Here is a 25,176-nt window from a genome sequence, read left to right as displayed (position 1 = left end):
GTTTGCCGCGTTCTAACCAGCTGGCGCTATAGCATGATCGGACAGGAATTTGGAGATGTGCGCGGCTGCCGCATCGGGCGCTTCCTCGTGCGCAAGATGGCCCAGGCCTTCCATCACTTCAAGCTGCGCGTTTTGTAGCCAGCCTTGCGCTTCGACGGCCCAGTCCAGCGGGATGGCCGCGTCCTTGTCTCCGTGGATCATCAGCACCGGATTGCCGATTTCGCCCATCCGGGTACGCAGGGTCGGCAAATCCCAGTTCGCCATCATCGCCAGTGCGCCTTTCGTGTGGCGCGGATTGGACAACAGCGCCTCGTAACAGGCCAGCCCCTTGGCATCGATATGCGAATGCGTGGCGCGGTAGATGAACCTGTCGCTATCGCCTGATAGCGCCGCCGCGCCGGAAAACAGGCGCGGGACCAGCGGGTTGACGAACAACAGCTTTGCCACCGCCGGAAACAGCTGCGCTGCAAGGCCGGGAAACGGGCGCAAAGCCGAGCTTAACCCGATAACCGGTCCGCGATATTCGTGATCGAGCGCCAGTTGGAGCGCCAGCGCCGCGCCTGCCGAATGACCGATGATAGCGGCGGGACGCACATCCAGTGTGTCCAGCAGCCGCGCAATCGTTCGCGCCATTCGCGGCAGCGACATATCGTCTGGCGAATGGCCAGCGGTAAAGGCGTGGCGCGGCAGATCGGGCGCGATGACGCGGTGCGTTTCAGCGAGCAGCGGCATCAATCCGCGCCACGAATGCACCGATGCCCCCGTCCCGTGGAGTAGCAGCAGCGCAGGCTTTTCAGGATCGCCCATTTGCTGGACGTGCCATGTGGCCGGCCCTGATCGCACGAATTCGCTGGCATCGCGGTGCGGCCAGATCTTTCCCTCCCGGGCCCAGTTCATTGGCCGGCTCATGCTGCGACCTGTGCGGGGCGCGCAGCCTCGATCGCCTTGTGCAGGCTTTTCGCATCGGCGCGGGGCAGGGCGAGAAAGCGGGCCTGCATCATATCGGCAAGCGCCGGTGCCTCCGGTCCGGGCCGGGCGGAGATATCCACGACCAGCGCATCCAGCCCATCGCGTGCGATGGCCCGCGCGGCGTTTTCGGCATCCTCGCCAGCTTGTTTACGGCCCGGCGATCCGTCGGCGGCGATATTGGCGCGGCCATCGGTCAGGATCACGAGGCTGGCGGTGCGGCCTCTTGCGGTGACAGCGCGCGCGGCTTCGCGGGCAGCGTCCAGCCCCATCGCCAGCGGTGTTCCTCCGCCGCCGGGCAATTCGGCCAGCGCGCGGCGGGCGCGGGTGAGCGAGCGCGTCGGCGGCAGCAGCACTTCGGCGGTGTCGCCGCGAAACGCGATCAGCGCGACCTCGCTGCGGGTGACGTATGCCTGCGCCAGCATCAGTTCGACCGCGCCTTTCGCCTCGGCAAGGCGGGCGGCTGCGGCAGAGCCGGAGGCATCGACTGCAAAGATGGTGACGCGGGCGGCTTTTTCCTCAAACCGGCGCACGCGCAAATCATCCTTGCGCGTCAGGATCGCGGAACCTCTGCTCTCAGGGTTCTCGCGCCGGCGGACCTGCTGCCACGGCACGGCTGCGCGCAATGTATCGATCAACGCCAGCCGCGCACCGCCGCGCGGCATTCCCGGTTTCGCGCTGAGAGGCTTACCGCGCAGGCCCGATTTGCGCCGCTGCCCCGATCCGCTGCCTGATGTGCGGCGCGGCGCATTTCCCTTGGCCAGCTGCGCCAAAAGGTCAGCGGGAATCGCGGCGGCGGCAGCCTCCACCATCATTTCTTCAAGCGGCTGGTCCTGCGGGCGGGATTGCGGATCGCTGGCATTGTCCGCGCTTTCAGGCGGAGGCTCGCTTTGCCCGTCATCCGGCTCGGTTTCAGGCGGCGGAGGTAGCTGCGTCGCGCGCGGCGCAAGGGCGAGGCGAGCGGCGACGCTTAGGTCGCTCTCATCCGGCTGGTTGCGCCCTTGAAAAGCCGCATGGACGCGCGCGATCTCGCTTGCAAAAATCAGCGGCCTGATGGACTGCACGCCGAGCGCCGCTGCTGTCGCGGCCAGCGCCTCCAGCCCCTTATCATCGAGCGGCACGACATCGCCAGGAAGGATCGCTGAATCGCCGGCGAGATCGGGTGTTTCGTGCGCGCGCGATCCGGTGAGGTCGCAGTGGAACGCGCACCTTTCCAGCAGACTGGCAGGCGGCGCATCGTCAGGCTCCAGCCCGTCATCAAGCAGGATCGCGGCCAGATCGGCATGATCTAGCGCCTGGGCAAGCCTGCCTGCAATCGAATCGTCCAGCCGCTCTGCCATCGGGATCACGACCGCGCCGCCGCGCGCTTCTTCAAGCAGGCCTGTCTGATTGATCCTGCGTCCTGCGGCGAGGCTGGAGGCGATATCGACCCCGCCGAGCAGGCGTTCGTCATCAATATGCCCGGGCAGTTTGCGCACCTGCATATGTGTGCCAATCGCGGCGGTAAGGGCATCGCGCGCAGGACATGCACCGCGCAGCACCATGCCGCCAAAACTCAGCGGGGAAAGGGTGAACAACCGCGCCGCAAGCACGGCATCATCGAAAGGATCAGGCGCGTCCGCCGGTGTCATCCGAACAATTCGTCAATCGCCCGCGTGATGCGAACAGTCGATCCGGTTTCGTCAAGCACATCGCGGCGCAGCCGGTGGCGCAGGGCGAGCGGCGCGACCGCGATCAGGTGTTCCCGTTTAACAGAGCGCGCGCCTTTCAACGCGGCAAGCGCGCGTGCGGCCCGCATCAGCGTCAGCTCGCCCCGCAGGCCGTCCGCGCCCACCGCAAGGCACAGCTCAGCGGCATCGGTCAGCACGTCATCGCCGGCTTCAAGCTTCTCCAGCTTTGCCTTGCCGCGCGCGATCTGTTTCAGGATCTTGTCATCCTCGGCTGCCCACCGCTGGGCAAAGGCTTCGGGATCGCGCTCATTCGCGGCGACCAGCCGCATGATCTCCACCCGCGTTTCGATATCGGTCGGCGTGCGCACATCGACCGATAGACCGAACCGGTCGAGCAATTGCGGGCGCAATTCGCCCTCTTCGGGATTGCCGCTGCCGATCAGCACGAATTTGGCGCGGTGGCGAACCGAAAGCCCTTCGCGTTCGACCACGTTCTCGCCCGACGCCGCGACGTCCAGCAGCAGGTCGACCAGATGATCTTCGAGCAGGTTGATCTCGTCGATATACAGGAACCCGCGATGCGCCTTTGCCAGCAATCCCGGCTCGAACGCTTTCTCTCCCGCGCGCAGCGCGCGTTCAAGATCGAGCGATCCGATCACCCGGTCCTCTGTCGCGCCCAGCGGCATGTCCACAAACGGCACGGGCCGCTTTCGCACGCGGCCCGATGTGCACGGATCAGGGCAGCTTCCCTGCTGATCGCCGGTGCAGCCATACCGGCATTCCTCAACCGCGGAAATCGGCGGTAATAGCGCAGAGAGAGCGCGTGCAGCGGTGGATTTGCCGGTGCCTCTGTCGCCAAACACCATGACCCCGCCGACACTCGGATCGACCGCTGCAATCAGCAGCGCCTGCTTCATCTCGTCCTGACCGACGATTGCGGAAAAAGGAAACTTTACCATCGCCCAGCCTTGTGAACGGTCGCGCCCGTTTGGACAAGTATTAGCGACAGTTCTTCCTGACACTTTCGCGCCGTGCCAATATTACCTTTGGGTGATGCGATTGAGCAGGATCACCGGCAGCATTCCTGCCGCCAGCAATATGAGTGCGGGGATCGACGCCTCCACCAGGCGTTCATCGCTTGCCAGCCGGTATGTGCGGGTCGCCAGTGTTTCCAAGTTGAACGGGCGCAGGATCAGCGTGGCGGGCAATTCGCGCACCGTGTCGATGAACACCAGCGCCGCCGCCGCAATCAGGCTGGGGCGCAGGAGCGGCGCGTAAACCTCTCGCAAAACGCGGGCGGGGCTGGCGCCGAGTGACCGGGCAGCGGCGTCATAGGAGGGCGGTATCTTGGAAAGACCGCCATCGACCGAATTGTACGCCACGGTCATGAACCGCACCGACAGCGCATAGATCAAGATCACGCTGGAGCCTGTCAAAATCAGCCCCCCGCCATATCCGAAACTGTCCCGCGCAAACCGGCTGATCGTAAGGTCGAAGGCGCCCAGCGGGGCGAGCAGGCCCACAGCCAGCAGCGCGCCCGGCAGCGCATAGCCCAGCGTTGCAACGCGGATCGCGCCTTTTGCAGCAACGCTGCCCGATCGCGCCTTGGCAAAAGCGAGCAGCAATGCCGCGATCAGGCAGGTGACCGACGTGGCAAGGCCCAGCCAGAAACTGCCCGCAGCATAAGTGCCCAATTGCCCCGCCGCTGAAACCGCCGTTTCGCTCATCGCCAGCCAGCCCAGATGCGCCGCCGGCACTGCAAAGCCGAGCAGGACCGGCACCGCGCAAAACACCGCCGCGCCCAGTTTCTGCGCTCCGGTAAGTTCGATCAGCCGGTCTGCCCCATCTGCGCCAATACCGTCGCGGCTGTCGCTGCGCCCTTTTCGCGTGGCGCTTTCCATGGCGATCAGCACGATTACAAAGATCAGCATGAAAGCGGCCAGTTTCAGCGCGGCCTGTTTGTCCCCCATCGAAAGCCAGCTGCGAAAAATGCCGGTGCTGAACGTTGGAATGGCAAAATATTGCGCGACGCCGAAATCGGCCAGAACCTCCATCAATACCAGCGCCAGCCCGCCTGCGATGGCGGGGCGCGCGGCGGGTAAAGCCACTTTCCAGAATGCACGCGCAGGGCCAGCGCCCAGGCTCCGCGCGGCGCGAAACTGACTGCGGCTTTGCGCGGCAAATGCGGCGCGGGCGAGCAGGTAGACATAGGGGTAAAGCACAATGCCCAGCACGAACGCTCCGCCGGTTAATGACCGGATTTGCGGGAACCAGTATTCACCTGCCTGCCACCCGCTTGCGGCTCGCAAGCCCGTCTGCACAGGCCCGGTGAAGTCGAGAATATCGGCATAGATATACGCCGCGATATAAGCAGGCACCGCAAGCGGCAGGACCAGTGCCCAGGCGAGCATCCGCCTGCCGGGAAATTCCGCCGCGCTGACCAGCCACGCGCATCCTGTGCCAATGATCGCGGCCAGTCCGCCTGCCATGATCATCAGCAGCGCGGTGTTTGCGATGTACCGGCCCAGCACAGTCTGCGCGAGGTGAGCGATTGCCTCCATCCCGCCGCTGGGCGCGGAGACCAGGATTGCGATGATCGGCAAACCAGCCAGCGCCGCAATCAGCAGGGCTGCAACCAGCCAGCCGCTGAGCGCAGACGTTCCCCCGGCGCGCACCGCCGTGCTTGCGCGGGGCGCGTCAATCTGACTAAGGCGGCGTGTCACACCTGCAATCCTTTCGCGTCCGGAAGCCATCGTTGAGCCTTGAATTTCGTCATATTGCCCATGTTTACGGCCAAGGGACCGATCGGATGCGGGCGCTGGAGGATATCAGCTTTACCGCGCCGACAGGCGAGATCACGTGCCTGCTTGGATCGTCAGGCTGCGGAAAGTCAACCTTGCTGAACCTCGCGGCGGGTTTGCTGAAAGTGCAGCAGGGGGAAATTACGCTCGGCACAGAGGTGCTGGCCGCACCGTCGTATAATCCGCCGCCGGAAAAACGCCCCGTCGGGCTGGTGTTTCAGGACGGCGCGCTGTTCCCGCATATGACGCTCGCCCGCAATATCGGGTTTGGTGCGGCGAAATCGACTGGCAGCGGCGTTGATGGCTGGCTGGACCGGGTCGGGCTGGGCGGTCTGGGTGAACGTTTCCCGCACGAGCTATCTGGCGGCCAGCAACAGCGTGCAGCATTGGCCCGTGCAATGGCACCGGGGCCGCAGGTGTTGCTGATGGATGAACCCTTTGCCAGCGTCGATATCGTGCTGCGCCGCCGCCTGCGCCGCGATTGCCGCATTCTGCTGCGAGAACAGGGCACGACGACCATCCTTGTAACTCACGACCCGGCAGAGGCGCTGGATGTGGCAGACCGGATTGCCGTGATGGAGGCCGGGCGCATCGTGCAATTCGGCACGCCGCAGCAACTTCACGAAACACCCGCGACGGCATCGGTCGGTGCGATTTTCAGCGGAGCGCAGACCGTATCCGCCACGCGCGATGGCGCTGTGCTGCACACCGCATTCGGCGATTGGCCGCTGGAATGCGTCGCAGGCGAGGTCCCGGATGCAGCGCGGCTCGACCTGCTGGTTTCCTCCACCGCGATCGACCTTCATTCGGACGGCCCGCTTCTGAAAGTGCGCGATGTGCAATTGCAGGGGCAGGGCGCAAAAGTGCTCCTGTCCGGGCAGGACGGTGCCGAAATCACGGCTGAGGTGACTGGCGAGGTCGCCGGCGAGTTTAGCGCCGCAGCCGCCGCAGCAGACGGATACCGCGCCGCGCCCCGGGCCGGATCGGTGAGGGCATTTGCCGCGAAATAAGACTTGCACCAATTCCTTCTAATGATAATCACTCGCAAGAATTGATAAGGAATCGGTATGAACAAGTTTTTTCTCGGCGGACTTCTTGCATTTGCGGTCAGCGCCTGTGCGCCGTCTGAAGAGGCGGACGAAGGCGCAGGGGCGGATCCTGGCGTGGTGAACCTGTATTCCTCGCGCCATTACGACACCGATCTGGCGCTGTATGAAGATTTTACCGAGCAGACCGGAATTACCGTCAACCTGATCGAAGCTGAGGCCGATGCCCTGATCGAACGCATCCAGAGCGAAGGCGAACTCTCACCGGCGGATGTGCTGATTACCGTCGATGCCGGACGGCTATGGCGCGCAGAGGAAGCGGGCGTTCTCTCACCGGTTGAAAGCGAGGTGCTGAATGAACGTCTGCCGATCTATCTGCGCCATCCAGAGGGGCTATGGTTCGGCCTATCGACCCGTGCGCGTGTTATCATTTATAACAAGGAAGCGGGCGAACCAGAGGGGCTGGAAACCTATGCCGACCTCGCCGATCCGGCCTATCGCGGCGATATCTGCATCCGCTCCTCCTCCAACATTTACAATATCTCGCTGCTATCCAGCATCATCGCCAACCAAGGCGAAGAGGCAGCGGAAGAATGGGCAAGAGGTGTCGTCGCCAATTTCGCGCGCGAACCGCAGGGCAATGACACCGCGCAAATCGAAAGCGTGGCGGCGGGCGAATGCCGCATCGCGGTGGTGAACACCTATTATCTTGCGCGCTTTGCTGGCGGCGATGACGAACAAAAAGCGCTGTTTGACAGGCTGGGCGTTATCTTCCCCGATCAGGACGGCAACGGCTCGCACATCAATGTGAGCGGCGCTGGCGTGATCAAGACCGCGCCAAACCGCGAAAATGCGGTCCGTTTCCTCGAATACCTGACATCAGAAAGCGCGCAGCGTTACTTTGCCGACGGGAATAACGAATACCCTGCGGTCAGCGGCCTTGAGGCGAATTCTGCGGTGGAAATGCTGGGTGATTTCAAGCCCGATACTCTCAACGCTGTCGAAATCGGGAGCAATCAGGCCGAAGCGGTGCAAATTTTCGACCGAGCAGGCTGGAACTGATGCGGCGCGGCGGCGCAATTCTCGCGCTTATGGCCGGTGCGGTTCTGGCCGCGTCCGGCTGCGCACCTGATGCGGCGATCGAGGAGGAAGGCACCGCCGCGCAGGCCGAAACGCCGGAAGGGCAAACGGAAGAGCTTGCTAAACGGCTGGCTTTCATGGCCGGACATGTCGAGGCCGGCATTGCACTTTACCGGGCAGGCGAAAGCAGGGCAGGCGGGCCGCATCTGCTTCATCCGGTTTCGGAAAGTTACGCAGATGAGCGTGAAGGGCTGGATGGAATCGGGTTCGATCCCGCTCCGTTCGAGGCGGTGTCCGAGGCGCTTGAACAAGGCCGTCCGGCTGCCGAGATCGAGCCGCAACTGGCCGCAGTCGCAGCCAACCTTGCCGAAATGCGCGAAGCGGCTGGAGGTGAGCCGGAAAGCCTCATCTCATATCTCATGGACCTCATCCGCGAGGAATACGCGATTGCGGTTGATGGCGGCGCGGTCACTGACGCTGGCGAATATCAGGACGCATGGGGATTTGCCCGCGTTGCGCGCCAATTGGCGGACAATCCTGCCACGCCGAACAGCGCATCGGTGGGCCGGGAAATAGAGGCATTGATCGCGCTGTGGCCAGAAGGCGCGCCCGTTCCCCCGGATACCCCCGCATCACCCGAAGCGGTCAATTCGCAAGTCGAGGCAGTGTTGCTGGCCCTGTCGATGCGGCGTGCGTGAGGCGCGAGGTCAAGCCGCACTTTCACCCCTTAACACTAAACTACCTTGATGCGCGGGCGCGAAACGTCCATTTGCGCCTGCAATCAGGGCTGCACTGGGGCGGCCATTTTGAATTATTGAGGTCCAAGTCTTGAACCAGCCGATCACCGACCGCGAACAATTCCAGGAAAGCGGCGCGCTTTCTGTTGAGACAATTACCTATGTTCATCACTGGACGGATTCGCTCTTCACCCTGAAGATGACACGGCCGCCGAGCTTCCGTTTCCGCTCCGGTGAATTCGTTATGATCGGCCTGCCCGGCGATAACGGCAAACCGCTGCTGCGCGCCTATTCGATGGCATCGCCCTGCTATGCCGAGGAAATCGAATTCCTCTCGATCAAGGTTCAGGACGGCCCGCTGACCTCCCGTCTTCAATACGTCAAGGAAGGCGATCCGGTCTATCTCGGCAAAAAGCCGACCGGCACGCTCGTCACCGATGCGCTGCTTCCGGGCAAGCGGCTGTTCATGCTGTCCACCGGCACCGGCCTCGCCCCGTTCATGAGCCTGGTGCGCGATCCAGAGGTGTATTCGATGTATGACGAGGTGATCGTCGTGCATTCCGTCCGTCACAAGGATGAACTGGCCTACCGCGATCTGCTCGAAAGCAAGCTGGAAGGCGACCCGCTGCTCGAAGACGAAGACCGCGAACGTTTTATTTATGTGCCGACCGTCACCCGCGAGGAATTCCGCACGACCGGCCGCATCCAGACGCTGATCGACAGCGGCGACCTGTTCAAAGACAGCAAGGGCCCGCAGAAATTCGTACCCGAAGAAGACCGTGTGATGCTGTGCGGCTCGATGGCCATGATCAAGGATCACGCCGCCGATCTGGAACAGCGCGGCTTTACCGAGGGTGCGAATAACAAGCCGGGCCAGTTTGTGATCGAGCGCGCGTTCGTGGGGTGATCCGGGCAGCGGCGCCGCGGTTCGGTAGGATATTCACAGTAAGTTAATGCGCTCCAATCGAAGCTACTTCAGTATTGGAGGAGCGAGATATGTTCAAGATTCTAAGTGCCGCCGCCGTTCTGGTAACCGCGATGGCCTCTGCCCCGATTTCGGCCCAGAATGAGCGATCTTCACCGGTCCCCCGTTATCACCTGATGCAGTTGTCTGTCTCAGCCGCCAGCACATCCCCGGCAGAATTTGAAACGAAGACAGCGGCGGTCCAGTCCTGCCGCGATGCGATTGACCTGGCGAAGTCGCTTGATGCGGATGTTAAACGCAATCGCTTCGTCCGTGCATCCAGCCTACCGGGCGAGCTTCAGGAAATTCTCGCGGATCTGCCGACAGGTCATGCAACTCCCGTTTTCAGCGCCGATGGCAAAGCTATGCGCGTGTTGGTGCTCTGCTATCGGGTCTGAACGCGGCGCTTTTTGAGGCATTTGCACTTTACATGCGTCGCTCTCTCGGGTCAGTTGCCACTTGCAACCTGATCCATACGAGAGAGACGCCAGCAATGCTCGATACCGCATATCGCACCGCCTATAACGAAGATCATGAGGCGTTTCGCGACACTGTTCGCAAAGTGCTGTCAGAGCATATGGAACCCTATCTCGACCAGCATGAGGAAGAGGGCGTTGTCCCCAAAAAGGCGTGGAAGGCGCTGGGTGAGGCGGGGATGCTTTGCCCAACGGTGAAGGAAGAGAACGGCGGGCTGGGCCTCGATTTCGGGTTCAATTGCGTGCTGGCTGAGGAGCTCGCCTACCTCGGCACGTCAGCGGGCTTCACGCTGCAAAACGACATCACCGTAAATTATTTCGAGCGGCTCGGCAGCGAAGAGCAGAAGGCGAAATACCTACCCGGCATGGTGTCCGGCGATATCATCACCGCCATCGCGATGACCGAACCGGGCACGGGCAGCGATCTGCAGGGCATTCGCACCACCGCGATCGAAGACGGCAATCACCTCGTCATCAACGGCTCCAAAACCTACATCACCAACGGCCAGAACGCGGACGTAGTCATCGTCGTGGCGAAGACCGATCCGGCTGCGGGGGCCAAGGGCACGTCTCTGGTGCTGGTCGACGCGGGCACCGAAGGGTTTGAAAAGGGCCGCAACCTCGACAAGATCGGTCAGCATAGCGCCGACACGTCTGAACTGTTTTTTCAGGACGTGCGCGTGCCAAAGACCAACATCCTCGGCGGGGAAGGGCGCGGCTTTGTCCACCTGATGGAAGAACTGCCGCAGGAACGGCTCAGCATTGCGGTGTCCGCGCAGGGCGGTGCGCAGCGCGCGTTTGACGAGGCGGTGAAGTTTACGAAAGACCGCAAGGCATTCGGCAGCACCGTGTTCGAGTTTCAGAACACCAAATTCACGCTCGCCGATCTGAAAGCGAAATTGCAGGTCGGCTGGGCGCATCTCGACTGGGCCATCGCGCGGCATCTGCGCGGCGAGCTGACCACGGATGAGGCAAGCGCGGCAAAGCTGTGGCACACCGAAATGCAGTGGGAATGCGTTGATGCGGCGCTGCAATTGCACGGCGGCGCGGGCTATATGAATGAATACGCCATCGCACGCCTGTGGCGCGATGCGCGCGTCCAGCGCATCTATGGCGGCACCAGCGAGATCATGAAAGAAGTGATCAGCCGCTCGATTTAAGGAGGCGCAATAATGCCCGATCCGCTCGATTTTACCGGCAAAAGCGTGCTCGTGATCGGCGGGTCGAGCGGGATCGGCAACGGCATCGCGCAGGGTTTTCGCGAGCGCGGCGCGGAAGTCATCGTCACCGGCACGCGGCCCGATGCAGGCGATTACCTCGAAGCGGAGGACAGCGATTTCAGCGGGATCGACTACGCGCAATTGAACGTGACGGGCCGCGATGCGGTGGAGGCGCTGGCGCAGCAGATCGGCGCGGTCGATGTGCTGATCCAGAGCCAGGGCATCGTGCGATACGGCAAGCGCGAATTTGCGCGCGAAGGCTGGGACGAGGTGATCGATGTCAACCTCAACTCCGTAATGGATTGCGCCCGCGCTTTTCACGATGGCCTCACCGAACGCGGCGGATCGATGGTCGTGGTGTCATCGGTTGCATCCTTCACCGCCACGCTCGGCAATCCGGCCTATGGCGCATCGAAAGCGGGCGCGGCGAGCCTCGTTAAATCGCTGGGCGAGGCATGGGCGCGGGACGGCGTACGCGTGAACGGCATCGCTCCCGGCCTTGTCCCGACAAAGCTGACCACGGTGACGACCGAGCATCCCGACCGGCGCGACGGCGCACTTGCTTCGATACCTCTGCGCCGGTTTGGAACGCCCGCCGATATGGCAGGTGCGGCGCTGTTCCTCGCATCGCCGCTGGCGTCATACATGACGGGGCAAACGCTGGTCGTGGACGGCGGGCTGACGCTTTCCTAGGACGCGGCCAGCCTTTCCTACACGGCCTGTTTCGTGCCAACGCAAACAGATATTGCCCGGCTGACAGGCCCGAAAGAATGTTGGAGAGTTGTCATCCGTGTCCTACAGGCACTTATCCAATATAATCATGCATTTGAGCCGTAGGACGCGCATGACATTTCGCCAAATGTGTCATGCGGAGTTGGAAATTTTTGGGCAGCGCCGACCCATTATTTTAGCCGAATAGAACGCAGGAGATTGCAATGAAATTCACCCGTTTGGGCCCGTCTGGACTGATGGTTTCGCAGCTGTGCCTCGGCTGCATGAGTTATGGCGACACCACAAAGGGGTGGCACGGCGACTGGCTGCTGGGCGAGCATAACAGCCGCCCGTTTTTCCGCGCCGCGCTGGAGGCGGGGATAAATTTCTTCGACACCGCCAATATCTATTCGGGCGGCACATCGGAGGAGATTACAGGCAAGCTGCTGAATGAAATGGCGCAGCGCGACGAGATCGTGGTCGCGACCAAGGCATTCGGCGTGTGGCGCAATGCGCCCAATGCGGGCGGGCTTTCGCGCAAAAGCCTGTTTCAGGCGGTCGATGACAGCCTGACCCGGCTTGGTATGGATTATGTCGACCTGTTCCAGATCCACCGCTGGGATGATGCGACCCCGATTGAGGAAACGATGGAGGCGCTGCATGACATCGTGAAAGCGGGCAAAGCGCGGTATATCGGCGCATCGTCGATGTATGCGTGGCAATTTGCCAAAGCGCAGGAGACGGCGCGGGCAAATGGCTGGACCCGCTTTATCTCGATGCAGAACCAGCTCAACCTGCTTTACCGCGAAGAGGAGCGCGAAATGCTCCCCCTGTGCGAGGCGGAGGGTGTGGGGGTTATTCCGTGGAGCCCGCTGGCCCGTGGCCGCCTGACCCGCCCTTTTGGTGAGGAGACGGTGCGCAGCACGACCGATGGCGTGGGCAAGATGCTTTACCGTCAGGGCGATGCCGACCGTGCGGTGATCAATGCGCTTTCCAGGATTGCGGATCAGCGCGGTGAGAAAATGGCGAGCCTCGCGCTCGCATGGCATTTTACGCGGCCCGCAGTCGCGGCGCCGATTATTGGAGCGACCAAGCCGCACCATATCGCGGATGCCGTCGCCGCGCTGGATATCAGCCTGTCACAGGATGAACTGGACGCGCTGGAGCAGCCGTATCAGCCCAAATGGCCCACCGGGATGAGTATGCCGATGCCGGCCATGGATCAGGTCACAGTGAGGGAGTGAGGCGGATACAAAGAGGGCCGCTCCATTACAGAGCGGCCCGTAGAGGGAGAGGAAGTTTGTCGGACGATCAGAATTCGGCTTTCAATCCGAACGAGAACGAGGTGCCCACGTCGTAAGTGTTGATCTCGATCCGGTTTTCGCCAAGCTGCTGGAATTCGAAATTATCGCGGCCAAAGATATTGCGAACCTCGAATGACAGCTCCAGTGGAACGCCGAATGCACCGACCTCTGACCGGGCGACCAAATCGACGGTGACGCCGGGATCTTCGACCACATCGGGCAGGGCGCCGCCGCGCAGGGTCACACGTTCACTGGCGTAATTGACCAAGACGGTGAGCTGCTGGGTCTTCTCGGTATCCTCGATCCCGAGGGATACGTTGGCAACGTGATCGGATTGACCCACCAGCGGCGCGCCATCGTCGAAAATGAGGCTGGAAAGCTGGTTCGGGTTCGACGTGGTGGGCGAGATATCGTCCGGGCCGATAGAAAGTTCGGACTGCGTGAAGGTGTAGTTTGCCAGCAGCAGGACCTGCTTCGTTTCCCAGAACGACCCGCCAAGGCTGTAGAGGTCGATGCCGTAGACGAAATCCAGTTCCGCACCGTACAGCTCTGCCGCCGGAGCGTTGGCAAAGCTGGTGAGAACCTGACCCGAGGCTGAGATCAGGGTGTTCTCGATCGGGTTGTCGATCTCTTTGTAGAACCCGGCAAGGCTGATCCGGTTCGGTCCGCCGAGGTAGTATTCGGCGCGGGCCTCTGCATTGATCAGCTCGCTGTCTGTGAGCAGCGGGTTGCCGCGGTAACGGCGGTTCGATTCGGGATCGAAATAGGTCTGTTCGACCAGCTCGCGGAATTGCGGGCGGGCGATGGTCTTCGATGCGGACAGTCGCAGCTGCAGATCGTCGATTGGCGACCAGGTGATCGTTGCACCCGGCAGGAAGTAGTCTTCATCGTTGTTGGTCGGCGTGGCACCAGCAATTGGAGTGTTGAAGATCGACTGGTCAAGCGCGACGAACTGCGATGCGTCCTCATACCGCACACCGGCCTCAAACGTGAGGGTATCGGTGGGCAGCCAGCGGAACAGGCCATAACCCGCCGCGATTTCGATCCCGGCATCGAACACCGGGAACGGCGTCGCCTCGGTCAGTGTGACGTTGAAAGCCTCCAGCGTCAGGTCGGTGATGATATTGCCGGGCAGATTGAGGCCCAGAGCCGGAACGATCTCGTCGCCCAGCAGGTCACCGGTGATGAAAGGACGAAATTCGCGGCTCGAAGAGCGGCGCGTGGTGTCGGAATACGCGCCGCCGACGGTGACCTGGAAAGTGTCGGTCAGTTCGTAGGACAGGTCGGCCCCGCCGAACCACAATTCCTCTTTCAGGTCATCGAAAGAGGCAGTGCTGATACCGGCATCGGAAAGCTGGTTGAAATAGGCGACGAATTCCTCGCCGAAAGGATCGCCGGGGATGTTGGTCCGGGTGTAGCTGAACGAGGTGTTGTAAGGCGCTTCACGATCGGTGCGGGCATATCCGCCGCGAAGGTCGACATCGATCCGGTCGAAGTCCAGCTCGGCAACCAGCTGGGTATCGATCAGCTGACGTTCGAACCATGCGGTCTGCTGGTTGATGAAGTCGAAACCGTCAAAACCGGGAAGGATATCAGTGCCTTCTTCAAGCCGGGCGGTCTTCAATGTGTCGCGGATATACAGGTTGGTCCAGCGGATGGTGTGCGGGCCGGTATCCAGACCGAACGAGACAAGCGCGTTGAACAGCGCGTTTTCATCGGTGATGTTGGTGCGGAAATCCTGGAAAAGTTCGGACAAATCCGAGCTGCCGCCCTGGCTGATCACGGTGCGATTGCGCAGGCTGTTCTTCAGCGACGCAGTTGCGATCACACCCAGATAGGTGTCATCGCCCAATTCAAAAGAAGCGCCGCCGGTAAGCGACCCGGAGAAATTGGGGCGCTGCGAGCCGACCTTTTGCAGGGTCACGAAATTGACCGGGAACAGCTCTGACGCGATGCCTTCGCTGATGTTGAGCGGGACACTGCCGATGCGTTCTCCGCTGTCGAGGAAAGCCTGCAGGTTCGGCGGGATGTCGCGGGCACCATCATCGAAGCCTGCGAAATCGAGGTCGGAACCGAAATAGGTGAGGCCGTTAGAGAACGTCGTCTCGGTATCGCCGCTCGCCGAAACGCTGATCGAAAGGAAGTCTTCGACTGGTACCGCTTTTGTGGTGAGGTTGATTACGCCGCCGCCGAATTCGCCGGGAAAGTTTGCAGAATAAGTCTTCTGCACCAGCGAGGAGGCGATGACGTTGGTCGGAAAGATATCGAGCGGAACAACGCGGCTCAGCGGTTCGGGGCTGGGAAGCGGCAGGCCGTTGAGAAGCGCCAGCGAATACCGGTCGCCCAGACCGCGCACGAACACGCGGCCATCGCCGACGACCGAAAGGCCGGTCACACGGCCCAGCGCGCCTGCAATGTCGCTTTCGCCGGTGCGGGCAATGTCTGCCTCGGAGAGGACGCTGAGAACCTGTGTCGAATTGCGTTCGGGGTCGCGGTTGCGCCGACCAGTGACGATGATGCCGCCACCCGGGACGGAGACTTCTGGCTGTTCCAGTTCCTCTTCGGTTTGCTCGCCTTCGATCTCCGGATCATCCCCTGCTTCCTCAGCAGGCGGCTGTTCGGCGGATTGGGCGTAAAGCGCGGTTGGAAAGGTGAGCGATGTGCTCAGGAGGAGGATGGCTGCGAGGCGCGTGCCGGTCGACATAGTGAGAGACCCCTTCATCGCTAGGTCTTGGTGCGGCCGAGAATGATGCGGCCTGCGATAATTGATGCGGGTCGGGGGGCGCCGCGAAATTGCAGCGCCTCCCGACTAATCGAAAGCCCGGATCAGTAGACCGGCAGCGAGGTACAATCACCGGTCGCACTGCCGAAGTCGATGATCGAAGAGTTGCAGGTCCAATCGCCGAACACATCGGTCACGCCGATTGCGGTGCGCGCCGTGAAGAAGCTCGACAATGCAGTCGCATCAAACGTGGCCACTGCGGTTTCGTTGGAACCGTTGATGAACGTGTCCGTCAGCGTCAGAGTGCCCACGAGGTTGTTGTTGGTGCCCGCATCGACGACCGCTTGAACCTCTGCATCGGTCACGCCCGACGAACCGCGAACTGGGCGATTTACGCCGTCGCAGAGAACCGAGTCGAACCCGATGATCGCGTTCAGAGTGATCTGTTCGTCGATACGGATGCAAACATCATCCGCGCTATCAAGATCGATAACGCCGTTGGTCAGAGCAAGAGCTGGACCACCGCGAGCGCGGACGACCTGCGAAGACGAGGACGAACGCTGGATGAAGGTAAAACCGTTCACCTGAAGCTGGCTCTGCGGAAGGGCGTTGCCAGGTGTCCCGTCGGCCAGATCGTCTGGCGAGTCGAATTCGATAAGGCTGTCACCAGTGCCGCTGCGCTGAACGACCAGCACGTTTTCAACATTGGCCTGAGCGCCCGAGTCAACGTCCAGCGAATCGTCCGATGCGCCGATAACCGCGAGGTCACGGACATTGACCGAACCGCCGAAGAATTCGACGCCGTCATCCGAGCTGTTGAACGAAAGCAGGTTCTCGATAACCGTGCCCGAACCGGTGCCGCCTGTGGTCAGCGACTGAAGCTCGTTCGACTGCTGAAGCTCAAAACCGGAGAAACGGATCTGGTTGTAGGTGAACGAACCGGAGCTGTCGGCGCTGTCGGTGCCGCCGAATGGCGTCGCAACGGTTGTACCTTCAAGCTGCTGTTCGCACTGCGGGTTGGCGTTTGGCGCAGCCGCAGTGTTGAATGTCTGGTCCGAGCAATCCGACACCGGTGCACGGCCGAGAAGAACGACGCCGCCCCACTGTGCCTGGCTTGAATCGCTTGCAACGCCGAGTACGTTGTCACGGCTGGTCCAGATGATTGGACGGGTTGCGGTGCCGTTTGCCTGAATTTCGTTGCCGCGGTTCACCACGAAGAACGATTCGCCCTGTGCGAACAGGATCGCGCCCGGTTCAATTGTCAGGGTGACGTCTGTGCCGGTGCTGTTGAAGCCCTGATCGGTGCCGACGTTTACGCGGTCCCGGATCTCGTAAAGCAGACCAGCTATGTAAGGCAGGGTGTCATCGACATTGAACGTCGTAGGCAGCTGGCAAACGCGGTAACTGCCGGTCGGGGTGTTATCGATCGTGCCTGCATCTGTAAGGCCGCCGGTCGACGCGATTGTGGGACAACCAGCCGCAGCGGTCACCGTCGGGCCGCCGGTTGGCGTCGGTGTCGGGCTTGGCGTCGGATTATTGATGATGATGTCGCCGCTTGTTCCCGGCGAGACGATTTCGTCTGCGCCGCAACCTGCGAGAGCTACGATGCTGACACCGAGAATGAGTGTACGTTGAAGATTTTTCACAGCTTGCGGTCCCCTGAAAACCAAGAATCGGATGTTGCGATTGAGTTCGCGAGGAGACCGCTACGGCTGGCTCGTGACAGAATTCTTTCAGCATGACGGCAATGTGGCAATGTGGAAAACTTCCCGCTTTTTATGACGAACGAGCGTCACAAATGACAAAATAAAGTCATCCATATTTGGGGAGAGGCTGCGAAGGTGCGCTAAATTAAGCTGAAAATTCAATGCTTTCATAGTGAAGAAGACTCAAAAAAGACAATGTTTCAATCGTGTTGCATTTTTATGAAAAGTGTTTCATATAAATGTCATACACAGAGGAAGCATCGATATGACACTTACAGCCATCGCAATTGCCATCGCCGCAGCCAGCCCAGTTCAGGGCGCGCCGATTACATCGCAACTCGCCGCAGAACCTGACGCAAAACTGGGCGCAGCGCCGCTAGCCGAAGGACGCGGGGTCGAAGCGATTCGCGTGCTCGAAGACCAGCTTGCAGAGAATCCGCGTGATCCGGCTGTGCTTATCAATCTGGGCATCGCCCATGCGCATCGCGGGGATGACGTTAAAGCGCGGGCGTTCTTCAACGCTGCGCTGACCAGCCCTGAGCCGCTTGAGCTGGAAACGGCCAATGGCAGCCTTACCGATTCGAGGCGCCTCGCCCGCAAGGCTCTCAAAATGCTGGAATCAGGCGATCTGCGCATCGCCAGCCGGACTGCGCTGCGCCAATAGGCAGCGCGTCAGCGTCCACAGGGACGTCTCCGAGTTAGATCAATGGGGCTCTTCACCATGCCGGGTGGAGGGCCCTATTTCGTCCAAGGCGCTCATGCTGCACTCACCGACGGCTTCATATTTGTCACCTGCCTGTCATTTACGATAGACAAAAGAGGCTGTGGCTGGAGGGCTAGACATGATTCTCGCACGGGCGAGCAAATATTGCATCGCCGCCTCGTTTGCGCTGATTGCGGTGCAAGCACAGGCCGATGTACTTGAGATCGACGCAAACGGCGCCCGCTGGGTTGCCGGCAATTTTGCTGTGCTTGCCGTAGCGGCTGATCTGGAGGCTGAGCCTGCATCATCTTTGGTGCCGGGCGAGGCGCTGGCATCTGCCGCGCGCAACTCCGCCGCCATACCCGATATATATAAAGGCGCTGTCCACACGCTGGCCGAACGTTTCGACCTGTCTCCCAGCCTGCTGGAGGCGGTTGTCTGGCAAGAAAGCCGCTGGCGCGAGAACGCGGTTTCCCATGCAGGCGCGCGCGGGCTTGCCCAATTGATGCCCGGAACTGCGGCGGAACTTGGCGTTGATCCCGACGATCCGCTGCAAAACCTCGAAGGCGGCGCGCGCTATCTTCGCGAACAACTGGACCGGTTCGACGGTGATCTGGAAAAGGCGCTGGCCGCCTACAATGCCGGGCCAGGCCGCGTTATCCGCGCCGGGGGTATCCCCAATATTTACGAGACGAAGCAATATGTTGCTGCCATTATGGGGCGGTTGGCCAACCATTCGCGTCCCGCCGATCAGTGACGCGAAAAAGACAGAACCCGAAAAAGTATCGAGATTTATGAAAAACAAAATTGTGTCGCTGTTTAGTATTCCCGCCCGCTTGACCGCCTTTCTTGCGATGATCCTGACGCCCGGCGCCGCCTTTGCGCAAGGCACGGATCCGGCTGGCTCTGGCCCGATCAACAATGCCCTGCTTTGGCTGCAAGGCACGTTGCTGGGCACTGTTGCGACAACGGTGGCTGTAATGGCCGTCGCCGCGATTGGCTTTATGATGCTGACAGGCCGGATGAACTGGCGGTTTGGCGCTACGGTCATCATCGGCGTGTTCATCCTGTTTGGCGCGACGACCATCGTTGCAGGCATTCAGGCAGCGGCAGGGTAGGGCGCGGTATGAACGATCTGACCCGTCACCCGGTGCACCGCGCACTCACCCGTCCGCAGATGTTTCTGGGCGTGACGATGAATTTTTTCATCATCAACCTGATGGTGACGACAATCGCTTTCCTGGTCCTGAAAAGTTTCTGGATCATTCCCGTGCCCGCAGTGATGCACGTGATCGGATATTTTGCATCGCTGCGCGAACCGCGTATCTTCGACCTCTGGATTACCAAGGTTTCGAAATGCCCGCGCGTACCGAATTACAAACGGTGGGGCTGCAACAGCTACACGCCGTAAACTGGAATTGATGGCCATCTGAAGGAGGGCCGTTCGCTATGTTAAAATGGATCGGAGCCGCGTCGTGGAGCGCGAAAGAAGCGCGCGCTGGCGATCGCCTGCCGTACGAACGGCTGGTTGATGAAAGCACCGTGCTGCTGCGCGATGGGTCCGTGATGACGGCGATCCAGGTGCCGGGCCTGTTGTTCGAGACCGAGGATTCCGGCGCACTCAATTCCCACGCCGCCACGCGCGAGGTGATGCTGCGTTCGACGCTGGATGCGCGGTTCGTGCTTTATCATCACGTAATCCGCCGCCGGGTAGAGGTGGAGCTGGATGCCGAGTTCGATGACGCGCTTTCGCGGCATATCGATGATCGCTGGAAAGAGCGGCTGGCTGGCGGATCGCTGTTTATCAACGACCAGTTCGTAACCCTAATCCGCCGTCCCGCACGCGGCAAGACGGGCCTTCCCGAACGCTTTGGCAAATTCTGGCAGCGCCGCGGCAAAGAGGAATTGCAGGCCGATCCCAAGGATTTGCGCAGCCTGAAAGCGGCCGCGACGGGGCTGGTCGCATCGCTTTCCGCCTACGGCGCGAGCGTGCTGGGCAATTATTCAGGCGTGGATGGCGGCACCAATTCCGAAATGCTCGAATTGCTCTCGGCCATTTACAACGGCGAGATGCGCCCTGTGCGGCGGCCCAATGACGACACGGATATCGGCCAGATGCTGCCGTATCGCCGCGCGAGTTTTGGTCTGGATGCAATGGAGCTGCGCGGGTCTGGCAACCCAGAATTTGCGTCGATCCTTGGCCTTAAAGATTACCCGGAGGCGACATCGCCCGGCCTGCTCGATCCGCTGCTGCGGCTCCCTTACGAGATGATCGTCACGGAGAGCTATGCGCCCAATGAGCGCACGACGGCGCGCGAACGGATCGATCTGGCGCTGCGCCGTTCGCGTTCGGTCGATGAAGAGGCCGCTGCAGAGCGCGCCGACATGATGGCTGCGCGCGATGCGCTGGGCAATGGCGGTGTGGGCTTTGGCGATCACCACCTCACCGTGATGGTGCGCGAAAGCACGCTGGACCGGCTCGATGATGCCACTGCGGCCTGCGCTGCGGCATTGGCTGATACCGGCGCTATTGCCGCGCGTGAGGACACCAATCTTGAGCCGTCGTTCTGGGCGCAGTTCCCGGGTAACGAGGATTACATCGTGCGCCGCGCATTGATTTCCTCTGCCAACATGGCGAGTTTCGGCAGCTTCCACGGATTTGCTCTGGGACAGGCGAACGGCAACCATTGGGGCGAAGCGGTGACGCTGCTGGAAACAACCAGCGCCACGCCGTTCTTCTTCAATTTTCACCACGGCGATCTGGGCAATTTCTCGGTCATCGGGCCATCTGGCTCGGGTAAAACCGTGGTTATGAACTTCCTTGCCGCGCAGGCGCAGAAATTCAGTCCACGCACGATCCTGTTCGACAAGGATCGCGGGGCGGAGCTGTTCGTGCGCGGAATTGGTGGACGTTATGACCGCATCAATCCGGGCGAGCCGACCGGTTTCAACCCGCTGGCGCTGCCGGACACGCCATCGAACAAGGCGTTTTTGCGCGACTGGCTATCGGTCCTGCTGAAAGCGGACGGGCCTCAGGAATTAGCGCTGATCAGCTCGGCAGTCGATGCCGCGTATCAGAACGATGCGAGCCTGCGCCGATTGCGGCATTTCAAGGAATTGCTGGCCGGGGCGCGGCGTCCTGAACCGGGCGATTTGGCAGACCGGCTGGGCGCGTGGATCGGATCGGTTGCCGGTGATGGCGGTGAACATGCGTGGCTGTTCGACAATGAAACCGACGCTCTTGATCTGGACAAGCGCGTGCTCGGTTTCGATATGACGGCGCTGCTGGAAAACCCGCGCCTTCGCACCCCTGTCATGATGTATCTGTTCCACCGCATTGATGAACGGCTTGACGGGCAACCGACCATGATCCTGATCGATGAGGGGTGGAAGGCGCTGGACGACGAGGTGTTCGCCGCGCGCATCCGCGATTGGCTGAAAACCTTGCGGAAACGCAACGCGCTGGTCGGCTTCGCGACGCAATCCGCGCGCGATGCGCTCGACAGCCGCATCTCGACCGCGCTGGTAGAGCAGACCGCGACCATGGTGTTCATGCCCAACAGCCGTGCGCGGCCCGAAGATTACTGCGACGGCTTTGGCCTGACCGATCACGAATTTGAGCTGATCCGTTCCCTCCCGGCGCATTCGCGATGCTTCCTCGTTCGCCAACCCGATGCGAGCGTCGTGGTGCGTCTGGACCTGTCAGGCGCCCCGGAAGTGCTCACCGTGCTTTCAGGCCGCGAATCCGCTGTCCGCAGGCTCGATCTGCTGCGGGAAGCGGTAGGCGATGATCCGGCGCAATGGTATCCGGCGCTGACTGGACACGCATGGCCCGATGGCACGGGCGAAATGGATGCAGAGGGCAATCCGATCTGGCAGGCCGCCGAATGACGACTTCGTGCGATCTTGTCGCTCAGGAGATGGGCACGGGCGTCGCAGCGGCGCTGGCTGCGGTCGATTGCATTGCCTCGCAGGTTAGCGAGCAGGCGTTTGGCCGGCTGTTCGGCACGGACGGTCAGCTTGCCTTTGCTTTGACGCTGCTGCTGATCCTTTACGTTGCGTTTTTCGGCATCAGCCTGATGCTTGGCCGGTCGAACCTGTCGGTGCGCGCGCTTGTCCCGCGTTTGATGACGCTTGGGCTGGTGCTGACTTTTGCGACGAGTTTCGCGGCGTTCTCGTCCATTTTCTATAACATTTTCATCGGCGGACCTGACCAGATTGCGCGCATCCTGACCGGGACCGAGGGGTCGGCCACGGCTACTTTTGCGACCAAGCTCGATATCGTGTTCCTCGCCGTGCAAGAGGCCGGCGGAGACACCACCGATATCAGCATGTTCTCGCCGCAGGGGATGATGTGGTTCGGCGCGATGTTGCTGCTGCTGGGCACGGTTGGATTGCTGGTGACAGCGCGGATCGGACTTGCGCTGCTGCTCGCGATTGGGCCTATCTTCGTAGTTCTTGCGCTGTTCAACGGGACGCGCGGCCTATTCACAGGCTGGCTCAAAGGTGTGACGATGCTTGCGATTGCGCCGCTGTTTGCGGTGCTGGGTGGTTCGATCATGCTAGAGATGGCTGTGCCAATTCTTGCCGCGCTGGTGGCGGTTCCGGGCCAGATCGATCAACAGGCTGCAATGGCATTTTTCCTGGTAGGCGCGGTCCATGTCGCGCTCATGGCCATGACGTTGAAAGTCGCGGGAACGATGGTTTCCGGCTGGCAGGTCTTTGGCCTTGTCCCGTCCAGCCAAGAGCGCCGCTCTGACGAAATGCTTCGCGCAGCGCCTCCCGCAGCTGCGGCTGCGAGCCCTGGCCAGCAGGCCGCCCAGGCTGCACCTGTCACCGGCACAGCTCGGGCGCGGACCAATATTGCTCCGCAGGCCGCTGTGATAGCTGCAAACGACACCGGAGCCGGCGGAACCACCAGTGTGCGGGAAACCAGAGTGTTCGCGACATCTTCAGGCGGCGGTCAGGCTACCCCGCTTAATCCATCCAATTCGCGCACGCGCGGCATCGGCAACCGTTTCCGGTCAGCTGCGCCGCGCGCGCTCAACCAATCGAACCGTTCCCCTTCGGAGAAACCACAATGACCCGCGCCGGCACCTTTCGGCCCTCTTTGTTTTCCGGCCTGATACCGGCCGCAATCCTTGCCTTGGCGAGCCCAGCGGCAGCGCAGGATCCACGCCTGCAAACGTTGGTGTATGACGATGCTGCGGTCGTAAAGATCAGCGGCAAGGCAAAGGTTCAGACGACCATCCAGTTCGCCCCCGATGAAGCGATTGAAAACGTCGCCATCGGCGATAGCCAGGCATGGCAGGTGCAGCCGAACAAGGCGCAATCGCTGCTGTTCGTAAAGCCGCTGGCAGCGAACGCCGCCACCAATATGACCGTCGTGACGAACAAACGGACCTATCTGTTCGATCTGGTCGCCAGCCCACGCAATTCCCCGCTGTATATCCTCAAATTCCGCTATCCTGAGCTGGAACGGGCCGAAGAAGAGGCGCGGCTGGCGCTGGCCAGAGAGGCCGAACGCGAGACTGCATCCGCATCGGAAATGGCAATGGCCAGCGATCCTTATGCGGTGCTGGACCCGGCCAACCTCAATTACGAATGGGCGGCAGCGGGTGAAAGCAATCTTCACCCATCCGAAGCATATGATGATGGTGACGCGGTATTTCTGACGTGGCCTGCGGGCACCCCGATCCCGGCAATCCTTGTCACGAATGATGACGGCGATGAAGGGCCGGTCAATTTTACCGTTCGGGGCGAAACCGTGGTGATCGACACAGTGCCTGCGCAGATAATTCTGCGCGCTGGCGGCGAAAGCGCGACCCTGACCAACACCGGACCGGTGCGCACATCGGCGAACGGTTCCGGCAACTCGGCACCTGCGCCATGATGCGCGGCGCACTGCACACGATGGAGATGAAGTGATGCGTTTGGCTATGCGACTTCCGCCTAAAAAAGGCGCGGACACGCCCGCCGGCGAAGGCGATCCGCGTGAGAGCGAATCTGCAGAGATCATCGATCTGGCAAGTCGCAACGGCTTCCCAGCGGTCACTGATCGGAAAGCGAAATCTGACGGGCTTGGCCTCGCCGCAGGGGTTGCGATTGTCGGACTGTTGGGCGCGGTCACGTTCTGGGCGATGAATTCCGCGCAGGTCAATGAGCCGGAGCCAATCGGCAATCCCAATCTTCCGCCCCCCGCGCAGGTCGCGGCGCCAGTCCCGGTCGCCGAACCGGTCGCTCCGCCGCAAGAGGTAACGCCGCGTCCCGATCCCGCACCCGCACCGATTCTCGCGGCCAATCCCGGCGTCGGAAACGCGCCTGCGACCAATCCGTATGCCAGCCCGACCATGGTCTATGATGCGACGACAGCGGCGCGCGGTAATCGGCTGGCCGAAGCGCCCGCAGGCGAAGCTGCAACCGGGCCAAGCACGGGCGATGCAAGCGGGCAGGGCGCTGCTGCCGCCTTCGCCAGCCGCATTGGCGGAGTAGGCGGCGCACCGGCGCAGGCCCGCGCAATGACAAACCCGTCAACCACGGTAACACAAGGGACGCTGATCCCCGCCATCCTTGAAACTGCGATCAACACCGATGTGCCCGGCTATGTCCGCGCTGTTGTCAGCCAGGATGTGCGCAGTTTTGACGGCACGCGTGTGCTTGTCCCGCGCTCTTCGCGGCTGATCGGACAATATCAGGCCGGGGTCGAGAACGGCCAGAAACGCGCTTATGTCGTGTGGCAGCGCCTGATCCGGCCGGACGGCGCCTCAGTCAATATTGCATCGCCAGCGGTCGCGTTTGACGGGACCACCGGGCTGGAAGGGGAGGTCGATAGCCGGTTCTTCCAGCGGTTCGGTTCGGCGCTGCTGCTGTCTGCAATTGACGGCATCGCTGCGGTTGCATCGGGCGGTGCGTCGCTGGTTGTCGGCGGCGGGTCCAGCGCGGCCAGCACCGCCTTGCAGCAAGACGGCCAGATCGGTCCAACCATCCGGGTGCGTCCGGGGGAGCCGATCCGCGTTTTTGCCGCACGCGACCTCGATTTTACGACCGTCTCGCAGTGATGGCGCAGCGCA

At 61.5% G+C, this 25,176-nt stretch carries 22 protein-coding genes; 16 read left to right on the top strand and 6 right to left on the bottom strand.

What is annotated here, in order from left to right; genetic code table 11:
* Positions 1-12: 12 nt before the first annotated feature.
* The 4 genes from bchO to ACGHU1_RS08545 form a co-directional block, all read right to left on the bottom strand.
* Positions 13-897 (bottom strand): alpha/beta fold hydrolase BchO, encoded by an 885-nt coding sequence (bchO, locus tag ACGHU1_RS08560; RefSeq protein WP_390585773.1) that lies wholly within the window; start codon positions 895-897, stop codon positions 13-15.
* A gap of 8 nt (positions 898-905) precedes the next feature.
* Complete coding sequence (locus ACGHU1_RS08555; RefSeq protein WP_390585770.1) at positions 906-2,597, bottom strand: magnesium chelatase subunit D; 1,692 nt, start codon at positions 2,595-2,597, stop codon at positions 906-908.
* A complete protein-coding gene (gene bchI, locus ACGHU1_RS08550; protein WP_390585767.1) occupies positions 2,594-3,595 on the bottom strand; it encodes a magnesium chelatase ATPase subunit I in 1,002 nt (333 codons plus the stop codon). Before bchI ends, ACGHU1_RS08555 begins: the two co-directional genes overlap by 4 nt.
* An 81-nt stretch (positions 3,596-3,676) precedes the next feature.
* A complete protein-coding gene (locus tag ACGHU1_RS08545; RefSeq protein WP_390585764.1) occupies positions 3,677-5,359 on the bottom strand; it encodes an ABC transporter permease in 1,683 nt (560 codons plus the stop codon).
* Positions 5,360-5,391: 32 nt separating this feature from the next.
* Between ACGHU1_RS08545 and ACGHU1_RS08540 the strand changes: the two genes are divergently transcribed.
* The 8 genes from ACGHU1_RS08540 (at position 5,392) to ACGHU1_RS08505 (ending at position 12,915) form a co-directional block, all read left to right on the top strand.
* Complete coding sequence (locus tag ACGHU1_RS08540) at positions 5,392-6,447, top strand: ABC transporter ATP-binding protein (protein WP_390585761.1); 1,056 nt, start codon at positions 5,392-5,394, stop codon at positions 6,445-6,447.
* Between the two features lie 57 nt (positions 6,448-6,504).
* Entirely contained in the window at positions 6,505-7,545 is a 1,041-nt protein-coding gene (locus ACGHU1_RS08535; protein ID WP_390585759.1) for a Fe(3+) ABC transporter substrate-binding protein, read from the top strand.
* Positions 7,545-8,261: a hypothetical protein gene (locus ACGHU1_RS08530; protein WP_390585756.1), complete on the top strand. Its 717-nt coding sequence runs from the start codon at positions 7,545-7,547 to the stop codon at positions 8,259-8,261. Before ACGHU1_RS08535 ends, ACGHU1_RS08530 begins: the two co-directional genes overlap by 1 nt.
* A gap of 130 nt (positions 8,262-8,391) precedes the next feature.
* Entirely contained in the window at positions 8,392-9,207 is an 816-nt protein-coding gene (locus ACGHU1_RS08525; RefSeq protein WP_390585753.1) for a ferredoxin--NADP reductase, read from the top strand.
* An 89-nt stretch (positions 9,208-9,296) separates the two neighbouring features.
* Positions 9,297-9,662: a hypothetical protein gene (locus tag ACGHU1_RS08520; protein WP_390585750.1), complete on the top strand. Its 366-nt coding sequence runs from the start codon at positions 9,297-9,299 to the stop codon at positions 9,660-9,662.
* 95 nt (positions 9,663-9,757) lie between these two features.
* On the top strand, positions 9,758-10,900 hold the full coding sequence (locus tag ACGHU1_RS08515; protein ID WP_390585747.1) for an acyl-CoA dehydrogenase family protein: 1,143 nt from the start codon (positions 9,758-9,760) through the stop codon (positions 10,898-10,900).
* A 12-nt stretch (positions 10,901-10,912) separates the two neighbouring features.
* Complete coding sequence (locus ACGHU1_RS08510) at positions 10,913-11,653, top strand: SDR family NAD(P)-dependent oxidoreductase (protein WP_390585744.1); 741 nt, start codon at positions 10,913-10,915, stop codon at positions 11,651-11,653.
* A gap of 242 nt (positions 11,654-11,895) precedes the next feature.
* Complete coding sequence (locus ACGHU1_RS08505) at positions 11,896-12,915, top strand: aldo/keto reductase (RefSeq protein ID WP_390585741.1); 1,020 nt, start codon at positions 11,896-11,898, stop codon at positions 12,913-12,915.
* Positions 12,916-12,982: 67 nt separating this feature from the next.
* On the opposite strand, the gene ACGHU1_RS08500 is transcribed toward ACGHU1_RS08505, so the two are convergent.
* Together ACGHU1_RS08500 and ACGHU1_RS08495 are read right to left on the bottom strand one after the other, a co-directional pair.
* Positions 12,983-15,679 (bottom strand): TonB-dependent receptor domain-containing protein, encoded by a 2,697-nt coding sequence (locus ACGHU1_RS08500; RefSeq protein ID WP_390585739.1) that lies wholly within the window; start codon positions 15,677-15,679, stop codon positions 12,983-12,985.
* A gap of 122 nt (positions 15,680-15,801) precedes the next feature.
* Entirely contained in the window at positions 15,802-17,343 is a 1,542-nt protein-coding gene (locus ACGHU1_RS08495; RefSeq protein ID WP_390585736.1) for a hypothetical protein, read from the bottom strand.
* A gap of 325 nt (positions 17,344-17,668) precedes the next feature.
* Here ACGHU1_RS08495 and ACGHU1_RS08490 point away from each other — a divergent pair, with 325 nt between their 5' ends.
* The 8 genes from ACGHU1_RS08490 to ACGHU1_RS08455 all read left to right on the top strand — a co-directional run bounded on the left by ACGHU1_RS08490 (position 17,669) and on the right by ACGHU1_RS08455 (position 25,164).
* Positions 17,669-18,067: a tetratricopeptide repeat protein gene (locus ACGHU1_RS08490; RefSeq protein WP_390585734.1), complete on the top strand. Its 399-nt coding sequence runs from the start codon at positions 17,669-17,671 to the stop codon at positions 18,065-18,067.
* A gap of 178 nt (positions 18,068-18,245) precedes the next feature.
* A complete protein-coding gene (locus ACGHU1_RS08485) occupies positions 18,246-18,863 on the top strand; it encodes a lytic transglycosylase domain-containing protein (protein ID WP_390585733.1) in 618 nt (205 codons plus the stop codon).
* 37 nt (positions 18,864-18,900) lie between these two features.
* Positions 18,901-19,224, top strand: coding sequence for a TrbC/VirB2 family protein (locus ACGHU1_RS08480; RefSeq protein ID WP_390585732.1), 324 nt, complete (start codon positions 18,901-18,903; stop codon positions 19,222-19,224).
* A gap of 8 nt (positions 19,225-19,232) precedes the next feature.
* Positions 19,233-19,517 carry a type IV secretion system protein VirB3 gene (locus ACGHU1_RS08475; protein WP_390585730.1) on the top strand — a complete coding sequence of 95 codons (285 nt, stop codon included), beginning with the start codon at positions 19,233-19,235 and terminating at the stop codon, positions 19,515-19,517.
* 38 nt (positions 19,518-19,555) lie between these two features.
* Positions 19,556-21,997, top strand: a complete 2,442-nt coding sequence (locus tag ACGHU1_RS08470) for a VirB4 family type IV secretion/conjugal transfer ATPase (protein WP_390585727.1) — start codon at positions 19,556-19,558, stop codon at positions 21,995-21,997.
* On the top strand, positions 21,994-23,190 hold the full coding sequence (locus ACGHU1_RS08465; RefSeq protein WP_390585724.1) for a type IV secretion system protein: 1,197 nt from the start codon (positions 21,994-21,996) through the stop codon (positions 23,188-23,190). The genes ACGHU1_RS08470 and ACGHU1_RS08465 overlap by 4 nt, the downstream gene beginning before the upstream one ends.
* A complete protein-coding gene (locus ACGHU1_RS08460; protein ID WP_390585722.1) occupies positions 23,187-23,999 on the top strand; it encodes a TrbG/VirB9 family P-type conjugative transfer protein in 813 nt (270 codons plus the stop codon). Before ACGHU1_RS08465 ends, ACGHU1_RS08460 begins: the two co-directional genes overlap by 4 nt.
* 34 nt (positions 24,000-24,033) lie before the next feature.
* Complete coding sequence (locus ACGHU1_RS08455) at positions 24,034-25,164, top strand: TrbI/VirB10 family protein (RefSeq protein ID WP_390585719.1); 1,131 nt, start codon at positions 24,034-24,036, stop codon at positions 25,162-25,164.
* Positions 25,165-25,176 lie beyond the last annotated feature (12 nt).

Origin of the sequence: Erythrobacter sp. MTPC3 (assembly GCF_042854385.1) — a bacterium.
Taxonomy (GTDB): Bacteria; Pseudomonadota; Alphaproteobacteria; order Sphingomonadales; family Sphingomonadaceae; genus Erythrobacter.
This window is presented reverse-complemented; position numbering and strand designations above follow the sequence as displayed.

Bases quoted from the DNA above. Each gene is read 5' to 3' on its own strand.
- bchO (WP_390585773.1), bottom strand. From the start codon at position 897: ATGAACTGGGCCCGGGAGGGAAAGATCTGGCCGCACCGCGATGCCAGC.
- ACGHU1_RS08555 (WP_390585770.1), bottom strand. From the start codon at position 2,597: ATGACACCGGCGGACGCGCCTGATCCTTTCGATGATGCCGTGCTTGCG.
- bchI (WP_390585767.1), bottom strand. From the start codon at position 3,595: ATGGTAAAGTTTCCTTTTTCCGCAATCGTCGGTCAGGACGAGATGAAG.
- ACGHU1_RS08535 (WP_390585759.1), top strand. From the start codon at position 6,505: ATGAACAAGTTTTTTCTCGGCGGACTTCTTGCATTTGCGGTCAGCGCC.
- ACGHU1_RS08530 (WP_390585756.1), top strand. From the start codon at position 7,545: ATGCGGCGCGGCGGCGCAATTCTCGCGCTTATGGCCGGTGCGGTTCTG.
- ACGHU1_RS08520 (WP_390585750.1), top strand. From the start codon at position 9,297: ATGTTCAAGATTCTAAGTGCCGCCGCCGTTCTGGTAACCGCGATGGCC.
- ACGHU1_RS08515 (WP_390585747.1), top strand. From the start codon at position 9,758: ATGCTCGATACCGCATATCGCACCGCCTATAACGAAGATCATGAGGCG.
- ACGHU1_RS08510 (WP_390585744.1), top strand. From the start codon at position 10,913: ATGCCCGATCCGCTCGATTTTACCGGCAAAAGCGTGCTCGTGATCGGC.
- ACGHU1_RS08505 (WP_390585741.1), top strand. From the start codon at position 11,896: ATGAAATTCACCCGTTTGGGCCCGTCTGGACTGATGGTTTCGCAGCTG.
- ACGHU1_RS08500 (WP_390585739.1), bottom strand. From the start codon at position 15,679: ATGTCGACCGGCACGCGCCTCGCAGCCATCCTCCTCCTGAGCACATCG.
- ACGHU1_RS08490 (WP_390585734.1), top strand. From the start codon at position 17,669: ATGACACTTACAGCCATCGCAATTGCCATCGCCGCAGCCAGCCCAGTT.
- ACGHU1_RS08485 (WP_390585733.1), top strand. From the start codon at position 18,246: ATGATTCTCGCACGGGCGAGCAAATATTGCATCGCCGCCTCGTTTGCG.
- ACGHU1_RS08480 (WP_390585732.1), top strand. From the start codon at position 18,901: ATGAAAAACAAAATTGTGTCGCTGTTTAGTATTCCCGCCCGCTTGACC.
- ACGHU1_RS08475 (WP_390585730.1), top strand. From the start codon at position 19,233: ATGAACGATCTGACCCGTCACCCGGTGCACCGCGCACTCACCCGTCCG.
- ACGHU1_RS08470 (WP_390585727.1), top strand. From the start codon at position 19,556: ATGTTAAAATGGATCGGAGCCGCGTCGTGGAGCGCGAAAGAAGCGCGC.
- ACGHU1_RS08465 (WP_390585724.1), top strand. From the start codon at position 21,994: ATGACGACTTCGTGCGATCTTGTCGCTCAGGAGATGGGCACGGGCGTC.
- ACGHU1_RS08460 (WP_390585722.1), top strand. From the start codon at position 23,187: ATGACCCGCGCCGGCACCTTTCGGCCCTCTTTGTTTTCCGGCCTGATA.
- ACGHU1_RS08455 (WP_390585719.1), top strand. From the start codon at position 24,034: ATGCGTTTGGCTATGCGACTTCCGCCTAAAAAAGGCGCGGACACGCCC.